19 protein-coding genes and 1 pseudogene are annotated in these 21,790 nt (G+C 42.1%); all 20 read left to right on the top strand.

What is annotated here, in order from left to right; genetic code table 11:
- Nucleotide 1 precedes the first annotated feature (1 nt).
- The 20 genes and pseudogenes from bcd (at nt 2) to FIU87_RS13285 (ending at nt 21,790) form a co-directional block, all read left to right on the top strand.
- Nucleotides 2-1,105, top strand: coding sequence for a branched-chain amino acid dehydrogenase (gene bcd, locus FIU87_RS13375; protein WP_152445051.1), 1,104 nt, complete (start codon nt 2-4; stop codon nt 1,103-1,105).
- A gap of 104 nt (nt 1,106-1,209) precedes the next feature.
- Nucleotides 1,210-2,337, top strand: a complete 1,128-nt coding sequence (gene buk / locus FIU87_RS13370; protein ID WP_172971164.1) for a butyrate kinase — start codon at nt 1,210-1,212, stop codon at nt 2,335-2,337.
- Between the two features lie 16 nt (nt 2,338-2,353).
- Nucleotides 2,354-3,778 (top strand): dihydrolipoyl dehydrogenase, encoded by a 1,425-nt coding sequence (gene lpdA / locus FIU87_RS13365; RefSeq protein ID WP_152445049.1) that lies wholly within the window; start codon nt 2,354-2,356, stop codon nt 3,776-3,778.
- 60 nt (nt 3,779-3,838) lie between these two features.
- Complete coding sequence (locus FIU87_RS13360; RefSeq protein WP_152445048.1) at nt 3,839-4,831, top strand: thiamine pyrophosphate-dependent dehydrogenase E1 component subunit alpha; 993 nt, start codon at nt 3,839-3,841, stop codon at nt 4,829-4,831.
- Between the two features lie 12 nt (nt 4,832-4,843).
- Nucleotides 4,844-5,827 carry an alpha-ketoacid dehydrogenase subunit beta gene (locus tag FIU87_RS13355; protein WP_152445047.1) on the top strand — a complete coding sequence of 328 codons (984 nt, stop codon included), beginning with the start codon at nt 4,844-4,846 and terminating at the stop codon, nt 5,825-5,827.
- Between the two features lie 245 nt (nt 5,828-6,072).
- Nucleotides 6,073-7,389 (top strand): dihydrolipoamide acetyltransferase family protein, encoded by a 1,317-nt coding sequence (locus FIU87_RS13350; RefSeq protein ID WP_152445046.1) that lies wholly within the window; start codon nt 6,073-6,075, stop codon nt 7,387-7,389.
- Nucleotides 7,390-7,464: 75 nt separating this feature from the next.
- Nucleotides 7,465-8,241, top strand: coding sequence for an endonuclease/exonuclease/phosphatase family protein (locus tag FIU87_RS13345; RefSeq protein ID WP_172971059.1), 777 nt, complete (start codon nt 7,465-7,467; stop codon nt 8,239-8,241).
- A 149-nt stretch (nt 8,242-8,390) separates the two neighbouring features.
- Nucleotides 8,391-10,250, top strand: a complete 1,860-nt coding sequence (locus FIU87_RS13340) for a methylmalonyl-CoA mutase subunit beta (RefSeq protein ID WP_152445044.1) — start codon at nt 8,391-8,393, stop codon at nt 10,248-10,250.
- Nucleotides 10,240-12,417, top strand: coding sequence for a methylmalonyl-CoA mutase (gene scpA, locus FIU87_RS13335; RefSeq protein WP_152445043.1), 2,178 nt, complete (start codon nt 10,240-10,242; stop codon nt 12,415-12,417). Before FIU87_RS13340 ends, scpA begins: the two co-directional genes overlap by 11 nt.
- Entirely contained in the window at nt 12,410-13,411 is a 1,002-nt protein-coding gene (gene meaB, locus FIU87_RS13330) for a methylmalonyl Co-A mutase-associated GTPase MeaB (RefSeq protein ID WP_152445042.1), read from the top strand. Before scpA ends, meaB begins: the two co-directional genes overlap by 8 nt.
- Before the next feature lie 171 nt (nt 13,412-13,582).
- Complete coding sequence (locus tag FIU87_RS13325) at nt 13,583-14,020, top strand: BrxA/BrxB family bacilliredoxin (RefSeq protein ID WP_152445041.1); 438 nt, start codon at nt 13,583-13,585, stop codon at nt 14,018-14,020.
- Between the two features lie 271 nt (nt 14,021-14,291).
- Complete coding sequence (locus FIU87_RS13320; protein ID WP_152445040.1) at nt 14,292-14,984, top strand: response regulator transcription factor; 693 nt, start codon at nt 14,292-14,294, stop codon at nt 14,982-14,984.
- Nucleotides 14,962-17,205 carry a histidine kinase dimerization/phospho-acceptor domain-containing protein gene (locus FIU87_RS13315; RefSeq protein ID WP_152445039.1) on the top strand — a complete coding sequence of 748 codons (2,244 nt, stop codon included), beginning with the start codon at nt 14,962-14,964 and terminating at the stop codon, nt 17,203-17,205. The genes FIU87_RS13320 and FIU87_RS13315 overlap by 23 nt, the downstream gene beginning before the upstream one ends.
- A gap of 2 nt (nt 17,206-17,207) precedes the next feature.
- Entirely contained in the window at nt 17,208-17,717 is a 510-nt protein-coding gene (locus FIU87_RS13310) for an RNA polymerase sigma factor (RefSeq protein WP_152445038.1), read from the top strand.
- 187 nt (nt 17,718-17,904) lie between these two features.
- The gene (locus FIU87_RS13305) at nt 17,905-18,696 is read left to right on the top strand and encodes a transporter substrate-binding domain-containing protein (RefSeq protein ID WP_152445037.1); all 792 of its coding nucleotides are present in this window, start codon (nt 17,905-17,907) and stop codon (nt 18,694-18,696) included.
- A 76-nt stretch (nt 18,697-18,772) separates the two neighbouring features.
- Nucleotides 18,773-19,441: an amino acid ABC transporter permease gene (locus tag FIU87_RS13300; RefSeq protein WP_253905420.1), complete on the top strand. Its 669-nt coding sequence runs from the start codon at nt 18,773-18,775 to the stop codon at nt 19,439-19,441.
- Nucleotides 19,434-20,156 (top strand): amino acid ABC transporter ATP-binding protein, encoded by a 723-nt coding sequence (locus FIU87_RS13295; protein ID WP_152445036.1) that lies wholly within the window; start codon nt 19,434-19,436, stop codon nt 20,154-20,156. The genes FIU87_RS13300 and FIU87_RS13295 overlap by 8 nt, the downstream gene beginning before the upstream one ends.
- 99 nt (nt 20,157-20,255) lie before the next feature.
- Nucleotides 20,256-20,825 (top strand): annotated as a pseudogene (locus FIU87_RS13290) (peptide-methionine (S)-S-oxide reductase); the annotation flags it as partial.
- Nucleotides 20,819-21,097 carry a hypothetical protein gene (locus FIU87_RS21265; protein ID WP_216647473.1) on the top strand — a complete coding sequence of 93 codons (279 nt, stop codon included), beginning with the start codon at nt 20,819-20,821 and terminating at the stop codon, nt 21,095-21,097. The pseudogene FIU87_RS13290 and the gene FIU87_RS21265, both read left to right, overlap by 7 nt.
- A 96-nt stretch (nt 21,098-21,193) precedes the next feature.
- The gene (locus tag FIU87_RS13285; protein WP_152445034.1) at nt 21,194-21,790 is read left to right on the top strand and encodes a TetR/AcrR family transcriptional regulator; all 597 of its coding nucleotides are present in this window, start codon (nt 21,194-21,196) and stop codon (nt 21,788-21,790) included.

Raw genomic sequence — 21,790 nt, 5'->3', positions numbered from 1 at the left:
AATGGAAATTTTCAAATATATGGAGACTTACGATTACGAGCAATTAGTTATCTGTCAGGACAAACAATCAGGTTTAAAAGCAATCATCGCAATTCACGATACAACGTTAGGTCCAGCATTAGGTGGAACACGTATGTGGACATATGCAAACGAAGGCGCTGCAATTGAGGATGCGCTTCGACTTGCAAAAGGAATGACATACAAAAATGCTGCAGCAGGGTTAAACCTTGGTGGAGGGAAAACCGTTATCATTGGAGATCCACGTACTGACAAAAACGAAGAAATGTTCCGTGCATTCGGTCGTTATATTCAAGGATTAAACGGTCGCTATATTACGGCAGAAGATGTTGGAACAACGGTAGCGGACATGGACCTTATTTATGAAGAAACAGATTATGTTACAGGAGTATCTCCTGCATTCGGTTCTTCTGGTAACCCATCTCCTGTCACAGCATTTGGAGTTTACCGTGGGATGAAAGCAGCTGCGAAAGAAGCATTTGGCACAGATTCTCTAGAAGGAAAAGTGGTAGCTGTTCAAGGTGTAGGTAACGTAGCATTCAACCTTTGCCGCCACCTTCATGAAGAAGGCGCACAATTAATCGTAACAGACATCAATAAAGAAGCAGTAAATCGTGCAGTAGAAGAATTCGGTGCAAAAGCTGTGGACATCAATGACATTTACAGCGTGGAATGCGACATCTATGCTCCGTGTGCTCTTGGTGCAACGATTAATGATGAAACAATTCCACAATTAAAAGCAAAAGTAATTGCAGGTGCCGCAAATAACCAGTTGCTTGATACAAAACACGGAGATATCATCCATGAAATGGGTATCGTGTACGCTCCTGATTATGTAATCAATGCTGGTGGAGTAATCAACGTGGCAGATGAGCTGTACGGCTACAACCGTGAGCGCGCGATGAAAAAAGTAGAAGGAATTTACGATAACATTGAAAGAGTTATCGAAATTGCAAAGCGCGACGGTATCCCAACATACCGCGCTGCAGACCGCTTAGCAGAAGAGCGTATCGAGCGCATGAAAAACTCTCGTAGCCAATTTCTGCAAAACGGACATCATATTCTAAGCCGTCGTAACGGAAGATAATTAAAAAGCTTGGTCAACCTTGATATCGAGGGGTTAGACTAAAAAAACATAAAGTAACGCAGTAAGTGACAAACGCATTTTTCTGCGTTTGTCATACTACTGAAATGGAGGTTTCAGCTTTGTCAGAAAAGGAATATCGCATACTTGTCATCAATCCAGGATCAACATCAACGAAAATCGGCGTATTTGATAACGAGCGTTCTGTCTTCGAAAAAACTTTACGTCATGATAGCGAAACGATCAATTCCTTTGCAAGTATTTACGATCAATATGAATTCAGAAAAAACACCATCCTGGAAACACTCGATCAGGAAGGCATTAATATTTCAAAACTTAGCGCAGTATGTGGCCGCGGAGGACTTCTTCGTCCTATCGAAGGTGGTACGTATGCCGTAAATAAAGAAATGCTTCACGATTTAAAGATCGGCTTTGCAGGTCAGCATGCTTCCAACCTTGGCGGAATCATAGCTTTTGAAATTGCGACAGGCTTAAACATTCCATCCTTTATTGTGGACCCTGTTGTAGTGGACGAGCTTTCCGACATTGCTCGCGTTTCAGGATTTTCACTAATTCAGCGAAAAAGCATTTTCCACGCCTTGAATCAAAAAGCAGTAGCACGCCGTGTAGCAAAAGAACTTGACAAAAAATACGAAGACCTTAACCTCATCGTTACCCATATGGGTGGTGGTATTACCGTTGGGACGCATGTCGGTGGTCGTGTGGTTGATGTAAATAATGGACTTCACGGAGATGGACCTTTTTCACCGGAACGTGCTGGAACCGTTCCAGCTGGAGATTTAGTTTCCTTATGCTTCTCAGGTGATTACTATCGTGATGAAATAATGAAAAAACTAGTCGGTCAAGGTGGTCTTGTAGGATACCTTGGAACAAATGATGCAGTAAAAGTAGAGCAAATGATTGAAGCTGGTGATGAAAAAGCAGCACTTGTATATGATGCCATGGCCTACCAAGTAGCAAAAGAAATTGGCTCTGCAAGCGCCGTGCTAGCAGGGAAAGTAGACGCAATCATCTTAACTGGTGGTCTCGCTTATGGAAAAGGATTTGTTAAACAAATATCTGACCGTATTAGCTGGATTGCAGACGTTATCGTTCAACCAGGAGAAAATGAGCTACAAGCCCTTACTGAAGGAGCACTTCGTGTATTACGCGGTGAAGAAAAAGCAAAAGTTTATCCTGGAACAGAGGTTGAAACAAAAGTAGTACAAAGCTAGAAGGGAGCTAGAGAACATGGCAGAAGAATATGATTTAGTCATCCTGGGTGGCGGAACTGGCGGATATGTTGCAGCGATTCGTGCATCCCAACTTGGCTTAAAAACAGCAGTTGTAGAGAAAAAGAAAATTGGTGGCACTTGCCTTCACGCAGGTTGTATCCCAAGTAAAGCTTTACTTCGCAGTGCAGAGGTTTTTGCACAAACGAAAAACAGTGAAGAATTCGGTGTTATCTCTGGTGATGTGACGTTAGATTTCTTCAAGGTACAAGAGCGCAAGCAAAAAATTATTGATGGACTTCATAACGGCGTCCAGCACTTAATGAAGCAAGGGAAGATTGATGTGTTTTACGGAACAGGTCGTATTTTAGGACCATCCATTTTCTCCCCTATGCCTGGAACTATTTCCGTGGAATACGAAAATGGTGACGAAAACACGATGCTTATTCCCAAGAATGTGATTGTTGCGACAGGCTCTCGTCCACGTTCCCTTCCTGGTCTTGAAATTGACGGCAGCCTTGTGATGACTTCAGATGAAGCATTGTCACTAGAAGAGCTTCCAAAATCCATCATTATTGTTGGTGGAGGGGTAATTGGAATTGAGTGGGCATCCATGCTTGCAGATTTCGGTGTAGAAGTGACCGTTTTAGAATATGCAGACCGCGTGTTGCCAACAGAGGATAAAGAAGTATCCAAGGAAATGCAACGTCTATTGAAAAAACGTAAAATCAATGTTGTAACGGGAGCGAAGGTACTTTCTGAAACACTCGAAAAAGCAGAAGGCTCTGTTACCATTAAAGCGGAACACAAAGGGACAGAAAAATCCTTCACAGCAGAAAAAATGCTTGTATCTGTTGGACGCCAAGCAAATGTTGAAGGAATTGGCCTTGAAAACACAGACATCCAAGTGGAAAAAGGCTTCATTAAAACAAATGATTTCTTCCAAACCAAAGAATCTCACATCTACGCAATAGGTGATGTAATTGGTGGCCTTCAGCTTGCACACGTTGCTTCCCACGAAGGAATTGTGGCGGTTGAACACATCACTGGTGAAAATCCAACTCCAATCGATTACTCGCTTGTTTCTAAATGTGTATACTCTAGCCCTGAAGTTGCATCAGTTGGTTACACTGAAGAAGAAGCAAAGGAAAAAGGCTTCGACGTGAAAACAGGAAAATTCTCCTTCCGCGCAATTGGAAAAGCGCTTGTTTACGGTGAGTCTGACGGTTTTGTTAAGCTTGTGGTCAATAAAGAAAATGATGACATCCTAGGTGTGCACATGATCGGACCACATGTAACAGATATGATCTCAGAAGCAGGACTTGCACGTGTACTTGACGCTACTCCATGGGAGGTTGGTCACACCATCCACCCTCATCCATCATTATCAGAAGCAATTGGCGAAGCTGCTCTTGCGGTTGATGGAAAAGCGATTCATTCATAAAAATTTGGAGCGGGAGCAATAGTGTTGCTCCTCACTCTCTACATATAGGAGGTTTATTAAATGGCAGAAAATCGTCACCAAGCTCTAGGGCTAACAGATGAAAATGTATTAGAAATGTATGAAACGATGCTAATGGCACGTCGTATTGACGAACGTATGTGGCTATTAAACCGTGCTGGTAAAATTCCTTTCGTTATTTCTTGTCAAGGACAAGAAGCAGCGCAGGTTGGAGCAGCATTTGCACTAGACCGTGAAAAAGACTATGTTTTACCGTACTACCGTGACATGGGTGTGGTATTAACATTTGGAATGACAGCTACTGAATTAATGCTTTCTGGTTTTGCGAAAGCAGAAGATCCAAACTCTGGTGGACGTCAAATGCCAGGTCACTTTGGACAAAAGAAAAATCGCATTGTAACAGGTTCTTCTCCGGTAACAACACAAGTACCTCATGCAGTTGGTGTGGCACTTGCTGGTCGTTTAGAAGGAAAAGACCTTTGTACGTTTGTTACATTCGGTGAAGGTTCTTCTAACCAAGGAGACTTCCATGAAGGTGCAAACTATGCAGCGGTTCATAAGCTTCCTGTAATCTTCATGTGCGAAAACAACAAATACGCGATTTCTGTTCCTTATGAGAAGCAGGTAGCATGTGAAAAGATTTCCGACCGTGCTCTTGGCTACGGGATGCCAGGAATCACAATAGATGGAAACGATCCACTTGAAGTGTATGCAGCGGTAAAAGAAGCGGCTGATCGTGGACGTCGTGGAGAAGGCCCAACTCTTGTCGAGGCAATCTCCTACCGTTTGACTCCTCACTCCAGTGATGACGATGATCGTGCTTACCGTGAGCGTGACGAAGTAGATGCAGCGAAAGCGAAAGACCCAATCATCAGCTTTGCAGCATACCTAAAAGAAGTAGGTATACTGACAGATGAGAAAGAAAAAGAATTGAACGATAAAATTGCTAAAGAAGTAAACGAAGCAACAGAATACGCAGAAAATGCTCCATATGCAGATGCAGAATCCGCATTAAAGCATGTTTACGCAGAGTAAGGGGGAACCATCATGGCAGTGATTTCTTATATAGATGCAGTAACAATGGCCATCCGTGAAGAGATGGAGCGTGACTCAAAAGTATTCGTACTAGGGGAAGATGTAGGACGTAAAGGTGGAGTATTTAAAGCCACTCATGGACTTTATGATCAATTTGGAGAAGATAAAGTAATCGATACACCACTTGCTGAATCTGCAATTGCAGGTGTAGCGATAGGTGCGGCAATGTACGGCATGCGTCCGATTGCAGAAATGCAGTTTGCTGACTTCATCATGCCTGCAGTTAACCAAATCATTTCAGAAGCAGCTAAAATCCGTTATCGTTCTAACAATGACTGGACATGTCCACTTGTTGTTCGTGCTCCTTATGGGGGAGGCGTACACGGTGCATTGTATCACTCTCAGTCTGTGGAAGCAGTTTTTGCTAACCAGCCTGGTCTGAAAATCGTGATGCCTTCTACTCCTTACGATGTAAAAGGTTTATTGAAAGCAGCAATTCGCGATGAGGATCCAGTACTATTTTTCGAGCATAAGCGCGCTTACCGCTTAATCAAAGGCGAAGTACCAACGGATGACTATGTACTACCAATTGGAAAAGCGGACGTAAAACGCGAAGGAGAAGACATCACTGTTATCACATACGGATTATGTGTACACTTTGCACTTCAAGCGGCAGAGCGTCTTGCACAGGACGGAATTTCCGCGCACATCCTTGATCTTCGTACTGTTTATCCATTAGACAAAGAAGCGATCATGGAAGCAGCGTCTAAAACAGGTAAAGTGCTGTTACTAACAGAGGACAACAAAGAAGGAAGCATCATGAGTGAAGTTTCTGCCATTATCGCGGAAAACTGCTTATTTGACCTTGATGCACCAATTATGCGCCTTGCTGGTCCTGATGTACCTGCAATGCCATATGCACCAACGATGGAGAAATACTTCATGGTTAACCCGGATAAAGTAGAAAAAGCAATGCGCGAGCTAGCTGAATATTAATTTTTAATAGGTTATAGGTGTTTGATGGTAAAAAGTAATTTCTAGCTGTAGATTGGAGCAAAAGGCGTGAACTCTAGTGGGAAAGTAGCACAGGCGAAGCTGAATAAGCTGAAGGTCATCCCGCAGAAAGCCTAGCCTTTTGCAGAGATAAACAGCGGCGGTTAACAGAGCGTTTTGACAAAAAAGGGAAGAGTGGACCGGCCAACTTCGGATGACTCTTCTTAATGAACAAAGGAGGTCCCATCATGGCAGTTGAAAAGATAACGATGCCACAGCTTGGTGAAAGTGTGACAGAAGGTACGATTAGTCGCTGGATCGTAAGCGTGGGCGATAAAGTAAACAAATATGATCCTCTAGCCGAGGTAATGACAGATAAAGTAAACGCAGAAATCCCTTCTTCTTTTACAGGAACAATTAAAGAGCTTGTAGCTGAAGACGGAGACACTCTAGCAGTTGGAGAAATTATCTGTTATATCGAAACAGAGGGTGGCGGGGAAGCGGAAGCTACTGCTGACACACCAAAAGAAGAAGCGGCACCAGCTGCAAAGGCAGAAGCACCAAAAGCAGAGGAAAATGATGCAGATGCACCAAACAAGCGTCGCTATTCTCCAGCAGTTCTTCGCCTTGCACAAGACAACAATGTGGATCTTGAGCAAGTAAAAGGCACTGGTGCTGGCGGACGTATCACACGTAAGGATATTCAAGCTGTTATTGATTCTGGTAACATTCCAACAGCAGACAGCAAACCAGCTGCAGCAGCTCAAGCTCCAGTACAAGAAGCACCAAAAGTGGCTCCAGCAGCACCGTCTGCTCCAAGTGCGCCAAAAGCAGCACAACCAGTGAACGTACCAGTAGAAGCTGGTGACATTGAAATTCCTGTAACTGGTGTACGTAAAGCAATTGCAGCAAACATGTTACGTAGCAAACACGAAGCACCACACGCTTGGACTATGGTCGAAGTAGACGCAACAAACCTTGTGGACTACCGTAATTCCATCAAAGGCGAATTTAAGAAAAAAGAAGGCTACAACCTTACTTTCTTCGCGTTCTTCGTGAAAGCCGTTGCGCAAGCACTAAAAGAATTCCCACAAATCAACTCTATGTGGGCTGGCGAGAAAATCGTCCAAAAGAAAGACATCAATATCTCCATCGCAGTTGCAACTGATGACGCATTATACGTTCCAGTTATCCGCAACGCTGACGAGAAAACAATCAAAGGCATCGCTCGAGAAATCACCGAGCTTGCAAACAAAGTTCGTGCAGGCAAGCTGACTTCCGCTGAAATGCAGGGTGGAACGTTTACGGTTAACAACACAGGTTCCTTTGGTTCTGTTCAGTCACAAGGAATTATCAACTACCCACAAGCGGCTATTCTACAAGTTGAATCGATTGTAAAACGCCCTGTGGTAATGGATCACGGTATGATTGCGGTGCGTGACATGGTTAACCTATGTATGTCCCTTGATCACCGAGTACTTGATGGCCTTGTATGCGGTCGCTTCTTAGCTCGCGTAAAAGAAATCATTGAGAAAATGTCCAAAGAGAATACGTCTATCTATTAATAGAGCACTTAAAAACCGGCGAGGCACCTGATGACCTCGGCGGTTTTTTTACAAATAAATGAGGAGGCTGAAAGAATGGAACGTACCTATAAAATAATGACCTTCAACCTTCGTGTACTTGTACCATCGGATCCTTTTCCATGGCGTGATAGAAAGCATTGGATTAGAGAAACCATAGTGGAGTATCAGCCTGACGTAATTGGTCTGCAAGAGCTCACCCCACCAATGCTAACTTGGCTTACAACGGAATTCCAAACAACCTACGAGATTTTCCCAGTGAACAGAATAGATTCTGATTCAGAAGGGGAATTCCTTGCTATTCTTGCGAAGAAATCTAGCTTTACAATGGGGGAAAAAGGGGCGTTCATGCTATCAGAAACACCAAATGATATCGGCAGCATGGGATGGGATGCCCATTACCCACGAATTTGTAACTGGACGGAACTTCATAAAAAAGAAACAAACGAGCCCATCATGACCATTTTCAATACCCACTTAGACCATATTGGCCAATTAGCAAGAGAGAAGGGTTTAGCGCTCATCCAAAACATGATGAAGAATACGAAACTGCCAACCCTGTTAACAGGAGATTTCAATGCAACCCCTGAAAATACTGCCTTAAAGGCGGTGAATGGCATGCAAAGCTGTTACAGTACATTTACAGAAGAACAAATGGAAAATAGCCTGACTTTTCATAACTACAAGGGTGGTACAACGGGACAGCCAATCGATTATATTTTTGCAGGTACAGGCACAAGGATAACCCAAACCGCAATTATTAAAAACAGCTATGATCAGGGGTATCCGTCCGACCATTATCCAGTAATCTCAACAATTGATGTAACAATCTAAAATAACAAAAGTTACAGCATCAAATAAGTATGCGTAGCTTTTTCTTTTGTTTGCCCTCCTAATATAACTATATTAAAATAAATATAAGAACTTTTTAAAAATTTAAATTTGTAAGCGATTACGCAACTGAGGGAACGAGGGGATGAAACATGAGTAAAATAAAAGAAATGAAGAATAATAGTTTCCCAAAAGCAACTTTAGAAGAGTGGGAGGAACAGGCAGAAAAGGCGTTAAAGGGGAAGCCTGTTTCCAAGCTTTATAGTGATACATACGAAGGAATTACGAGAAAACCAATTTATACGGAAAAAGATACAAAAGCAGTGCAACAGGCAATCAAATCGAAAACTGACTGGAGCGTTTCTCAACAATTGTATCCTGCTACTAGCTTAGAAGAGACAAATGCAAGGCTAAAACAGGAGCTTGCAGAGGGATTACATACCATTCACTTTTCTACCTTTCCTGCTTCAGACCCATTAGCGCTTTCTATCACAAACAAAGATGACCTAGAAATGCTTTTAAAGGAAATCTCGCTAGATAACCTTGATATACAGGTGTATACAGGAGAAGATGCAACACCCATTTTACGTGCATTACATGAAAGTAACTTACAATCCTCTAAGCTGAAGGGTGTAATAGGAGTAGATCCAATTGGTGAGCTTGCTGTTACAGGTATGCTCATTCAACCTCTAGATGAACTATATGATCTCATGAAAACGAATGTAGAGTGGAAAAACACACATGCACCGTCCTTAAAAACAATCTACCTTCAAGCTTCCCCTTATCACCATGGTGGAGCAAATGCTGTGCAGGAGCTTGCTGCTGTTATGAGTAGTGCCGTGGAGTATCTGCACGCGTTGACCAAAAGAGGGCTGTCCGTAGACGAGGCTGCAAGTGAAATAGTTTTCTCCTTTTCGATTGGTAGTGACTTTTTTATGGAACTTGCAAAACTAAGAGCGGCAAGAATTCTTTGGAGTAATATCGTAGAGGCGTTTGGTGGAAGCAAGGATGTACAAAACATAACCATTCACGCGACAACATCCAAATTCAATAAATCCAATTTGGATCCTTATGTGAACATGCTCCGCACAACAACAGAGGCGTTTTCTTCGGTTGTGGGTGGCGCTGACAGTTTAAACATCGATAGCTATCAGCTTGGAGAGGATACTTTTTCAAGACGTATCGCCCGAAACACGCACTATATCCTAAAGGAAGAAAGCTTTTTATCAAAGGTAGCGGATCCTGCAGCTGGCTCTTATTTTGTGGAACACCTTACAAGTAAGCTTGCTGAGGAGGCATGGAAGCTGTTTCAACAAATCGATGGTATCGGCGGAATGGTGAAGGCACTAGAATCAAACTTCCTTCAGGATCAAATTGATGCGGTGAAGAAAAAACGTCTACAGGATGTTGCAAGCAGAAAAAAGGTCCTAATTGGCACAAACATGTATGCAAACATAAAAGAAGATCTCAAAGAGCCGGAGTTAGCAAAAATAATAGAAAGAAGTGACGTTTATCCCGCTGTAAAAATAAGGGCTATCAAACCTGTTAGGCTATCACAATTCTTTGAAGACCTCCGCTATCAGGCAAAAGCTGCTGAAAGGAGAACAGGCAATACACCTAGTGTGACACTCATCAATTTAGGCGCCCTTGCCACCCACAAGCCAAGAACTGATTTCGCGTCAGGATTCTTCCAGGTTGGTGGACTCGCACCTGTAATTAGCCCCAGCTTTGAGAATCTAAACGAATTAGTTTCCTGGGTAGAAAAAGAAAAAATAGCAGGTCATCTTTGTATTTGTGGAAGTGATGACACGTATGCGGAATTACTAAACGAATCGCTAAGCATTCTTCAAGCACCAAACCGCAAAATAATGCTAGCAGGACTTCCGGATACACCGAGACAAGAAGAATTAAAAACATTGGGAGTTTCTGATTTTATTCATATGCGGTCCAACTGCTATGAGCAATTATTCACGATTCACCAAGAAATGGGGTTAGCCGAACATGAAGCCTGATTTTTCGAAGCTACAATTAAATACCAATTCAACCGTCCAAGCCGTTCCTCTAACTTCAACCGCTGTAGAGGAACTATTATACGAAACGAATGAGCAAATAAAATTAAAATCACAGTATGACGAAAAGGATATCGATCAAGCAGAACACTTAGGGACTCTACCTGGTATTGCACCGTATCTGCGTGGACCATATCCAACCATGTATGTGAACCGCCCATGGACCATTCGCCAGTATGCAGGTTTTTCAACCGCAGAAGAAAGTAACGCTTTTTACCGCCGTAACCTAGAAATGGGCCAAAAAGGGTTATCTGTTGCATTTGACCTTGCCACACACCGTGGGTACGATTCCGATCATCCGCGGGTCGAAGGAGACGTAGGAAAAGCAGGTGTTGCGATCGACTCAATCCTAGATATGAAAATTCTTTTTGACGGCATTCCGCTAGATAAAATGTCCGTTTCTATGACGATGAATGGTGCAGTTCTACCAATCATGGCTTTTTATATCGTAACAGCAGAAGAGCAAGGCGTTAGTCAAGAAAAGCTATCAGGTACGATTCAAAATGATATTTTAAAAGAATACATGGTACGGAATACGTACATTTATCCACCGGAAATGTCGATGCGAATTATTGGGGATATTTTTGCCTACACGTCCAAGCATATGCCAAAGTTTAATAGTATCAGTATCTCTGGTTATCATATGCAAGAGGCAGGGGCTCCTGCAGATATTGAGCTTGCCTATACGCTTGCGGACGGTCTTGAATATGTTCGGACGGGACTGGATGCGGGAATTGACATCGATAAATTTGCCCCTCGATTGTCGTTCTTCTGGGCAATTGGCATGAACTTTTTTATGGAAGTCGCGAAAATGCGTGCCGCTCGTTTCATTTGGGCAAAAATGATGAAGGAGTTTGCACCGCAAAATCCGAAAACGATGGCACTGCGAACGCACTCGCAAACCTCAGGCTGGAGCTTAACCGAGCAAGATCCATTTAATAATGTAACCCGTACATGCATAGAGGCTCTAGCAGCTGCTAATGGCCATACACAGTCCTTGCATACGAACGCGCTAGATGAAGCAATTGCACTTCCGACAGATTTCTCTGCACGAATTGCCCGTAACACCCAGCTATACCTACAGGAAGAAACAGATATCACGAAAGTAATCGACCCTTGGGCTGGCTCTTACTATGTGGAAACCCTAACAAAAGAGCTTATTGATAAAGCCTGGGCTCATATTGAAGAAATTGAAGAGCTTGGTGGAATGGCCAAAGCAATTGAAACTGGCCTGCCGAAAATGAGAATCGAAGAAGCATCTGCTCGTCGTCAAGCAAAAATAGACTCTGGAAAAGAGGCTATTATCGGCGTCAATAAATTCCGCCTCGAGAAAGAAGACATGGCTATCGAGGTTCTTGACATAGACAATGCCGAGGTTCGAAAAAAACAAATTCAACGCCTTCAAGAACTGCGGGAAAACCGAGATGAGACACAAGTCATTTCTGCACTAGAAGCACTAACAGATGCAGCGAAAACGGGACAAGGAAATTTACTCGAGCTTGCCGTAGATGCAGCAAGGGCGCGAGCAAGTCTTGGTGAAATTTCCGATGCGATTGAAAAAGTTGCAAATCGCCATCGTGCGGTTATCCGTTCCATTAGCGGTGTTTATAGCAGCGAATTCTCCAATGAGGAAGAGATGAGTCAAGTGAAGAACAAAATTGAAGAATTTCTAGAGCTGGAAGGAAGAAGGCCGCGAATCATGATTGCCAAAATGGGGCAGGATGGCCATGACAGAGGAGCAAAAGTAATTGCTACTGCCTTTGCCGATCTTGGTTTTGATGTGGATATTGGGCCTCTTTTTCAAACTCCAGCTGAAACAGCCTTGCAAGCAGTGGAAAACGATGTCCATGTAATTGGCATTAGCTCGCTTGCAGCAGGTCACAAAACCCTGCTTCCACAGCTGGTTGAGGAGTTAAGAAAACTTAACCGTGAGGACATCATCGTTGTAATAGGTGGTGTCATTCCTGCCCAGGATTACGAATTCCTATACGAGAAAGGCGCATCAGCCATCTTTGGACCAGGAACAGTGATTCCGAGAGCTGCAGAAAAAGTACTGGAAGAAATTTACGAACGCCTCGGCTATGAGGAAGTGGAAGAAGCTCATGACTAAAAAGAAAAAAGTGTTGCGCAAGGTCGAAAGGGATGCTGATGATATAGTAAAGGGTATTCGAAAAGGTATTCGCACAGACCTTGCGCAGGCAATCACTTTAGTCGAAAGCAATGCAAACAGGCACTTTGACAAAAGTCAGGAGATTATCCAGCAAATCATGCCAAAAACCGGTAAGTCAATTAGAATTGGGATAAGTGGTGTGCCAGGTGCTGGGAAGAGCACCTTCATTGAAGCGTTTGGCCTTTATCTCTGTGAGCAGGGCCATAAGGTGGCGGTGCTCGCTGTTGATCCTAGTAGCTCCAAAACCGGTGGTAGTATTCTAGGAGACAAGACACGGATGGAGCAGCTCGCTCGCCACCCTAGAGCTTTTATCAGGCCCTCCCCCTCTAGCGGCACCTTAGGTGGGGTGCACCGGAAAACACGTGAAAGCATTCTGTTATGTGAAGCGGCAGGCTTTGATGTCATCCTAGTGGAAACGGTTGGGGTAGGTCAAAGCGAGGCTCTTGTTCGAGATATGGTCGATTTCTTCCTCCTTCTCGTCCTCACAGGAGCAGGAGATGAACTTCAAGGCATGAAAAAAGGAATAATGGAGCTAGTGGATGCAATTGTTGTCAACAAAGCGGACGGAGAAAACAAAGTAAGAGCTGAAAAAACCGCCCACGAATATAAGCAGATTCTCCACTTTCTTCAGCCCGCAACAAATGGATGGGAAACAAAAGCATTTACCTGTTCGGCATTGCATAATGTGGACATTGATAAAGCATGGATAACGGTGGAGAGATTTCTTCGTACGACAAAGGATTCTGGTGAGTTTCAAAAACGCCGGGAAGACCAAAAGAAAACATGGTTTTACTCTTCCCTAAAAGATCACATCGAACGGCTGTTTTTCGAAAGGGACAGCGTAAAAAGGGAGCTTCCCCATCTAGAGGAGCAAATCGCACGAAATGAGCTTTCCGTATCGCTTGCCATTAAAAATCTGCTAGAAAAATCGTAACATAAAAAAAGGAAAGCGTTGGGGGACGCTTTCCTTCCATCGGGAGTATAGGGTCATGGTCTGGATGATATACTGTTCTATACCCGAATATGGAAAACATAAACCTTTATTGTTTTTTTATTTTAAAAAAATTGGTATGATAGAGGTAGTTAAAAACTTGAGGTGATCAGCATGAATATCGATTTTAATATGTTTATGAATGATGTTGTCCGTACTGCCCGCGAAGAAATGGACAGAGCAGGGTACGAGCAGCTTAAAACGGTAGAAGACGTGGAAGAAGCATTTGCACGTAAAGGAACCACCCTAGTGATGGTCAATTCCGTGTGTGGTTGTGCTGGTGGAATTGCCCGCCCTGCAGCAACACATGCCGTCCATTATGATAAACGTCCAAACCACCTAGTAACGGTATTTGCAGGACAGGACAAAGACGCAACGGAAAAAGCCCGCGACTATTTCGAAGGCTATCCGCCATCCTCTCCGTCCTTTGCCCTTTTAAAAGACGGACAAATCATCACCATGGTAGAACGTCACGAAATCGAAGGACATGATCCAATGTCCGTTATCACAAAGCTGCAAGGCTACTTCGAAGAGCATTGTGAAGAGATTTAATAGATAGGTAAAAATCGAGCACTCCAGTTGGGGTGCTCGATTTTTTTGTGTAAGAGACGTTCTAGTTATCAGTTCGACAGCAAGAAAAGCTTGGAGCGATGAATAGAAGCACACCTCCCATCTTGGAAACATCGTTTTTGGTATGTTTTCCCTATCCAAACAGGTATATAATAAATTGGTAACTTAAGAAAATCTTAAGAAATTCCCTCCATAATATTTAAGATTTACCATATATGATGTGTACATAGAGCAAGAAAGGTAATGGTGAGAGATGGTAAACTATACGGTACTTGTCGTGGATGACGAAAAAGAAATTAGAGACGCAATCGAAATTTACTTAAAAAACGAAGGAATCAAAGTTCTGAAAGCTAAGGATGGCATCGAAGCTTTAGAACTCTTGCACGAAAATGAAATCCACCTAATTTTAATGGATGTGATGATGCCAAGACTTGACGGAATTGCTGCAACACACAGAATCAGAGAAGAAAAAAATATTCCAATCATCATTCTCAGTGCAAAAAGTGAAGACACTGATAAAATCCTCGGACTTCAGGTAGGAGCGGATGATTATGTAACAAAGCCATTTAACCCGATGGAACTAGTTGCCAGGGTAAAATCTCAGCTTAGAAGATACGTGACACTTGGTACCTTTGAAGGCATGAAAAAAGTCATTGACCTAAATGGCCTCACCCTAGACAAAGAAGCGAAAGAGGTAGCCGTCCAAGGCGAACCGGTAAAGCTAACTCCTATCGAATATAAAATTGTCGAGCTTTTGATGACAAATGCCGGGCGCGTTTTTTCCATTAACGACATCTATGAGCGGGTGTGGAAAGAGCCGAGCTATAACGCAGAAAACACGGTAGCGGTACATATTAGAAAAATTAGAGAGAAAATCGAAATCGACGCAAAAAATCCAAGATATTTAAAGGTGGTATGGGGGATTGGGTACAAAATGGAAAAGTAGATTGGTGACATTCTTCGTTGCACTGATCTTCGTAAGTTCATGTAGTGGAGCTTTATTTTATATGGCTAACAAGCATAGATTCTATGAAAAAAATTATTTTTATACAGGTGAATTTAATACAGAATTTAGTAAATTTCATAATACACTTGCTATTGAGGAACTCACACCATTAACAGTAGAAAAAGTGATGTCTCAAATAGAAGTCACAAAAGAGGAAATTGAAGACCACCGTTACCGTTATGGATCACTAGAGGATCAGCTTGCAAATATTCGTAATCAATACGAGGAAAGAATTCGAATGGCAGAGGATGGGGAGTCATTCGAGGATGAAGCCGAATTAAAGAAAGAACTAAATCAAAAGCTAGAAGACATTCGCAATAATTTTGAAAGTGATGACCATATCAAAGAAAAGATAGTTGCAGAAAAAGAAAAAGAAGTGAACCACTACTTTGAAAACGAGGAAAACTTTCAATTTGCAGCTTCTCTATTTGAAGATGATTTTGTGTATTACATCGAAGAAGGAGAAGAGCTTCATACGAATGCGAATTTTTCAAATTCAGAAACCTTGAAAGAAACCTTTTCTAAAAACGATTTTCAATATTCCACTGAGATTATTGTGAACGGAAATGATTATTTTAACTCTTATAACTGGCCGTATGAAGACTGGTTGTATCAAGCAATCTATAAAGCTCGTGGTCAATCTAAAGGGGAAATAGGCGTACCAAAAAATCTTTCACCAAACAGTGATCTTCTTCACGCAAAGGAAAAATACGAGCAAGATAGAGTATGGTTCTGGAGATTAGGAGTGGGATCTATCATGCTTATGCTTCTAACCATTCCAGCCCTATGGAAGCTTGCGAGACTTCCTAAGGAACTTGGAAGAATGGAGAGATTGTATCTTAGAATACCGATAGATTTTCGCTTAGCAATCGCTTTTGCCACATTCATGTTCGCTGCCATTAGCTTTTATTGGATAAATAATACGATTAATTATGCCATTAGCTTTAGAAATACAGCAGGGTTAACGGAACTGATTATTAGTATTACATTAACAACTTTTTTAGGCTTTCTTTTTTACGAACAAGTGAGGGTATCGTTGGCAGGAATAACTTCATGGAAAGCAGCAAAAGAGGTTTGGGAGAAAAGTGTTCTCGCAATAGTAAGTAAATGGATTAAAGCATCCGCTATAAAAATATACCAATACTTACAAGCAGCATTTTTGCAGAAATCTGTTGGAGTACAAGCGGTAAGCTTACTTGCTATTATATTCTGTTTAGGACTTGCTTGGTTTTTATTACTCTTAAATCCATTAACCTTTATCTTCTATCTGCTGCTAATCATTTTTGTGGGAGGTTCAACACTCCTCGTATTGCTAAGACAAATCGGGTATTTAAATAAAATTTCAATTAAAATGGATGAAATGGCAGCAGGGAAGTTAGGGGGTAATTTAGATGTGCCCGGTAACTCCGTTATGGCAAAAATGGCAGCAAATCTAAATCAACTTAAGCAAGGTGTGACAGTTTCTCAAAACGAACAAGCCAAAAGTGAACGTCTGAAAACCGAACTCATTACAAACGTAAGTCATGACCTTCGTACGCCATTAACCTCCATCATCACCTATACGGAGCTTTTGAAAAAGAACGATATAACTGACGACGATCGGGCCGCGTACCTAGAAATTATTGACCGCAAATCCCAGCGTCTTAAAGGCCTCATCGACGACCTGTTCGAGGTGTCCAAAATGGCCTCTGGAAACATCGAACTCATAAAAGCAAAAGTAGATATCAATCAACTCTTGCAGCAGGCACTTGCGGAATATGGGGATAATCTAGAAAGCTCTAATTTGCAATTCCGTGTCCACACACCAGAGACGAAAGTATTCGCCATGGTGGACGGCCAAAAAATATGGCGAGTGTTTGATAACCTAATAGGAAACATCATTAAATATTCTTTAGAACATTCCAGAGTATATATCCAGGTGCAACAAGTAGAAGGAAACGTAAAAATTACGTTTAAAAACGTATCAAAGTACGAATTAAATGATCAAAGTGAAGAGCTGTACGAAAGATTCAAGCGTGGTGACACGTCCCGTAATACCGAAGGCTCTGGCTTGGGGCTAGCCATCGCAAAATCCATCATCGACCTGCACCAAGGCTCCCTTTCCATCGATACGGATGGCGATTTGTTTAAAGTAACCGTCATATTGAAAGTGGTGGATTGATCATGGACTTTGTGCACATGTACGAAACGTATTATGACCGGGTATTTGCGATAAGTCTTTCCATCATGCGAGACAAACAGCTCGCAGAGGACAATGTTCAGGAAACCTTTTTGAAGGCTTTTAAGAAAATGGAATTCCTTGAATCGATAGAAAAGATAGGAGCATGGCTTACTGTTATTGCCAGGAGAACGGCCATTGATTACTTTAGAAAAGTAAACAAATTCAACGGAATTCCGCTAGAGGATTTTATCCTTGATCACCTTGGGACAGTATCATACACTTCAGTAGAATCCTTAGTGGAAGCTGATTTTTTAGAAGAACTAATCATGGAAACAATGGTACATTTCCCTCCTGAAGATAAAAAAATATTAGAATTGAAACTAAAAAAAGGCTGGAAGGAAAAAGAAATTGCCGCCGCCTTAAACATGAATCCTTCTACCGTGAAATCAAAAATTTATCGCGCAAAATGTAAGCTCAGGGAGACGCTCAAAAAAGAATTAAAGGTGGCCTAAAAGAAGCAAGGAACACACGACGGAAGTGTTCCTTGTTTTTTTGTTGTCTTATTTCAGAATAATAAAAATATACAAACTACATTTATTTTTATTAATTATATTGCATATTTATTAGTGTGTGTTAAAATACATTTATTCGAATAAACATACATCTATTATACTGAGAAATTAGTAGGGGGAAATTAACGTGAAAAAATGGTTATTAGGTTCATTGATTAGTATTTTAACAATTAGTATGCTATCTGCTTGCGGTACAGCTGGCAATGGTGCTAATTCTTCAAATGGGGAAGGGGATGGGAAAAAGGTACTGGTAATGGGAACCTCCGCAGACTATCCACCTTTTGAATATATTGATACAGAGAAAGGCGAAGAAATTATTGGCTTTGATGTGGACTTGGCAAAAGCAATCACAGAAGAGCTAGGCTATGAACTGAAAATTGTCGATATGGAATTTGGTAGTTTGATCACAGCAATGAAAGCAGGCAATATTGACATGATTCTCGCCGGTATGACACCAACAGAAAAGCGTGAAAAGCAAGTGGATTTTACGGATGTTTATTATAACGCTCACAATATGATTGTGTCTTTAAAAGATAGCAATATAACAAGTTTAGAAGATTTGAAAGGAAAAACTGTTGGGGTGCAAATGGGCTCCATTCAATATGATAAAGCAGAAGAAATCGCGAAAGAAGTAGACATGAAGATTGAAAATCGCGACCGCATTCCTCAAATAGTCCAAGATATCAAAACTGGCCGTTTTGATGCAGCTGTTATTGAAGATACCGTTGTGAAAGGCTTTATGGAAAAAGATCCAGAGTTAACTGGATTCACACTAGAGTCCGATGAAAAAGGCTCCGCTATTGCTCTGCCAAAAGGTAGTGAACTAACAGAAGAGTTCAACCAGGTTCTTAAGGAGATGGAAGAGAACGGAGAGATGGAAAAACTTATCAACAAATGGTTTGGTGGAGAAGAGGAATAAGCACACGTTGAAAATCAAAAGGGTGCAGCTTTCGCCCTTTTGATTTTATTTTTATAAGAGAAAGGAATGGTCACACTTGACGATAGGCTTTTTGGATTTTAGTGCCATCTCAGGTTCCACCGATTATATTTTAGGCGGTATCGGAGTTACCTTACAGGTTGTAACACTCGCTGGTATTATCGGGTTTATCATTGGAACACTTCTGGCATTATGTAAAATTGGCAGAATAAAAATACTCGCTATCATTGCAGATATTTATACATCTATTTTTCGGGGAACCCCACTTGTTCTGCAACTCATGCTCATTTTCTTTGGGCTTCCACAAGCAACTGGCATCACGCTTGAGCCTGTCACTGCCGCTATTCTGGCGTTTGGATTGAATTCTGGTGCCTACATCTCTGAGGTCATTCGTGCGGGCATCATGGCTGTGGACAAAGGACAACGAGAAGCAGCAATGGCGCTTGGCATTCCGTACCGCCAAATGATGAAGGACATCATTCTACCGCAAGCATTGAAAAATATTTTACCAGCACTCATGAACGAATACATCACGCTCACCAAAGAGTCTGCCATCGTCACCGTTATTGGTGTAATGGACATCATGAGACGCTCCTTTATGACAGCATCGAACACATATGCTTTCCTTGAGGCATTTATCTTCGCGGGCCTCATCTACTACGGACTTGTGATGGTCCTAACATTTATTGGCAAGCTCATTGAAAGGAGAATGAGACGCAGTGATTAAAATAGATAACTTACACAAATCCTTTGGCGAAAATGAAGTGCTAAAAGGGATATCAACAGAAATTAAAGCTGGAGAAGTGGTTGCCATCATCGGACCATCTGGTTCAGGGAAATCCACCTTTTTGCGCTGCATGAATTTGTTGGAGGAATCTACCTCCGGACAAATCTGGATAAAGGAGGAAGAGGTTGCCAATAAGAAAACAAACATCAATAAAGTTCGACAAAACCTCGGAATGGTGTTTCAACATTTTCACCTTTTTCCACACAAAACAGTGCTAGAGAACTTAACGTATGCCCCGGTTTCTGTAAAAGGTCTAACCAAAAAAGAAGCGGAAGCGAAGGCGCTGGACCTTCTTTCAAAGGTGGGACTTTCTGAAAAAGCACACGAATACCCAAGCCGCCTATCTGGTGGGCAAAAACAACGTGTAGCGATTGCTCGGGCACTTGCAATGGACCCAGAAGTGATGCTCTTCGATGAGCCAACCTCTGCCTTAGATCCCGAAATGGTCAAAGAGGTATTAGAAGTAATGAAAGCCCTCGCTCAAAGCGGCATGACGATGGCGATCGTCACCCACGAAATGGGCTTTGCCCGTGAAGTCGCTGATCGTGTATTATTTTTAGATGAGGGAAAACTAATAGAAGAAGCCACACCAGCCGAATTTTTCACCGCACCGAAAACCCAACGTGCTAAAGAATTTTTGGATAAAATATTTTGAGGCAAGGGGTCGTTTCAAAAGTATAAAGGGAGATGAATGTTCATGGCTAAAAATGTTATAAGAACGGCCACATTTGGGATGGGTTGATTCTGGGGAACAGATGCCCGGTTCGGGTATTTACCAGGAGTCATTCGAACAAGGGTGGGCTATGCAGGAGGGACGGCAGCCAATCCAACCTATAAACAGATGGGCGATCATACGGAAACCCTAGAAATTGATTTCGATTCTAGGCTTATCAGCTTTGAAGACATTGTTCGTCTTTTTTGGAACTCCCATAATCCCGCCCGTGGCACGTATAAAGGGAGGCAGTATCTTTCGTTATTTTTGTACCGTGATGAGGAAGAGAAGGATGTATTACTGAGTGTGCGTGCGAGCTTAAGCGAACAGATCGAAGGGAACATCGGTACAGAGCTCCAACCGTTTACTTCCTTTACTTGTGCGGAGCAGCGCCACCAAAAATACTACCTCAAAAGATACCCAAAAGCATGGGAACTACTGCAGCAATATTATGGTACGGAACAGGCTTTGGTAGATTCGACTTTAGTCGCTCGCTTAAATAGCTTTGTGAAGGGCTATGGAACTTTGGCATCATTAAAAGAAGAAATCAATACGTGGGAAATTCATGAAAAAGATGAGCTTTTGAGGCTCGTTCGTGAATTGAAGTGGTAAAAGCAGCTGTCGTGGCTGCTTTTTGGTTTGTTAAGGGTGAAAGTGGTTGGCGCTGCCTAGGCGGCTGCCTCGGATATCAGCCGAAATGTGGTTTTATCAGCCAAAATATAGGTTTATCAGCCACAATAACAATTTATCAGCCGCCACAGAATTTTATCAGCCAAAATAACAATTTATCAGCCAAAACGGTACCTTTATCAGCCATAAATCAATATTCGACAAGAACCGCCACCGCCCTTTACTTCCACGAGAACCATCCCCCCTCCTCATAGTTACTTCCAACAAACAACAAACTATAGTAAACTGAACATATGAATAAAAATTAAAAATATTCATATGTTCAAATAAAGAAGATAGGAGGCGTACCGATGGTAAAAGGCTTTACCTCAAAAGAGCGAGAGCTCATCAAATCAAAGCTACATGAAAAAGGGAAGCAACTGTTTCAGCGATACGGATTGAAGAAGACAACCATGTCCCAGCTGACAAAAGCAGTAGGCATTGCCCAGGGCTCCTTTTATATTTTTTACGAATCAAAGGAGGAACTTTATTTTGAGATCCTTGAACAAGAGGAAGCACAACTCAAATGGCAAATCCTTCAGCATATTGAAAGTCCGATGAATGCCAATGCATTTAAAAACCTGTTAATGACGTCCGTTACGACGGTGCTTAACAACCCATTTATCCAGCATTCATTTCAGCAAGAGCATATGGAACAAATCATCCGAAAGCTACCAGCAGACAAATTGGAGCAGCATATTCAAAAGGACACTGACGATCTTCAGCCGCTGCTCCTTAAATGGCAAGAAGAAGGAAGTATGGAGAAGGTTTCACCAGATGTAATTACGGCCGCCTTTCGTTCGTTTGTTTTAATATCCCTTCACCAAAAGGAAGTAGGAGAAGAACTTTTTCAGCCAGCTCTTGAACTAATGGCAGAAGGATTAGCTCAACGATTATTTAAGGAGTGA

This window comes from Bacillus sp. THAF10, from assembly GCF_009363695.1.
In the GTDB taxonomy this organism is placed as follows: Bacteria; Bacillota; Bacilli; order Bacillales; family Bacillaceae_I; genus Sutcliffiella_A.
Note: the sequence above shows the minus strand (reverse complement) of the source record. Positions and strands in the feature narration are given on the sequence as shown.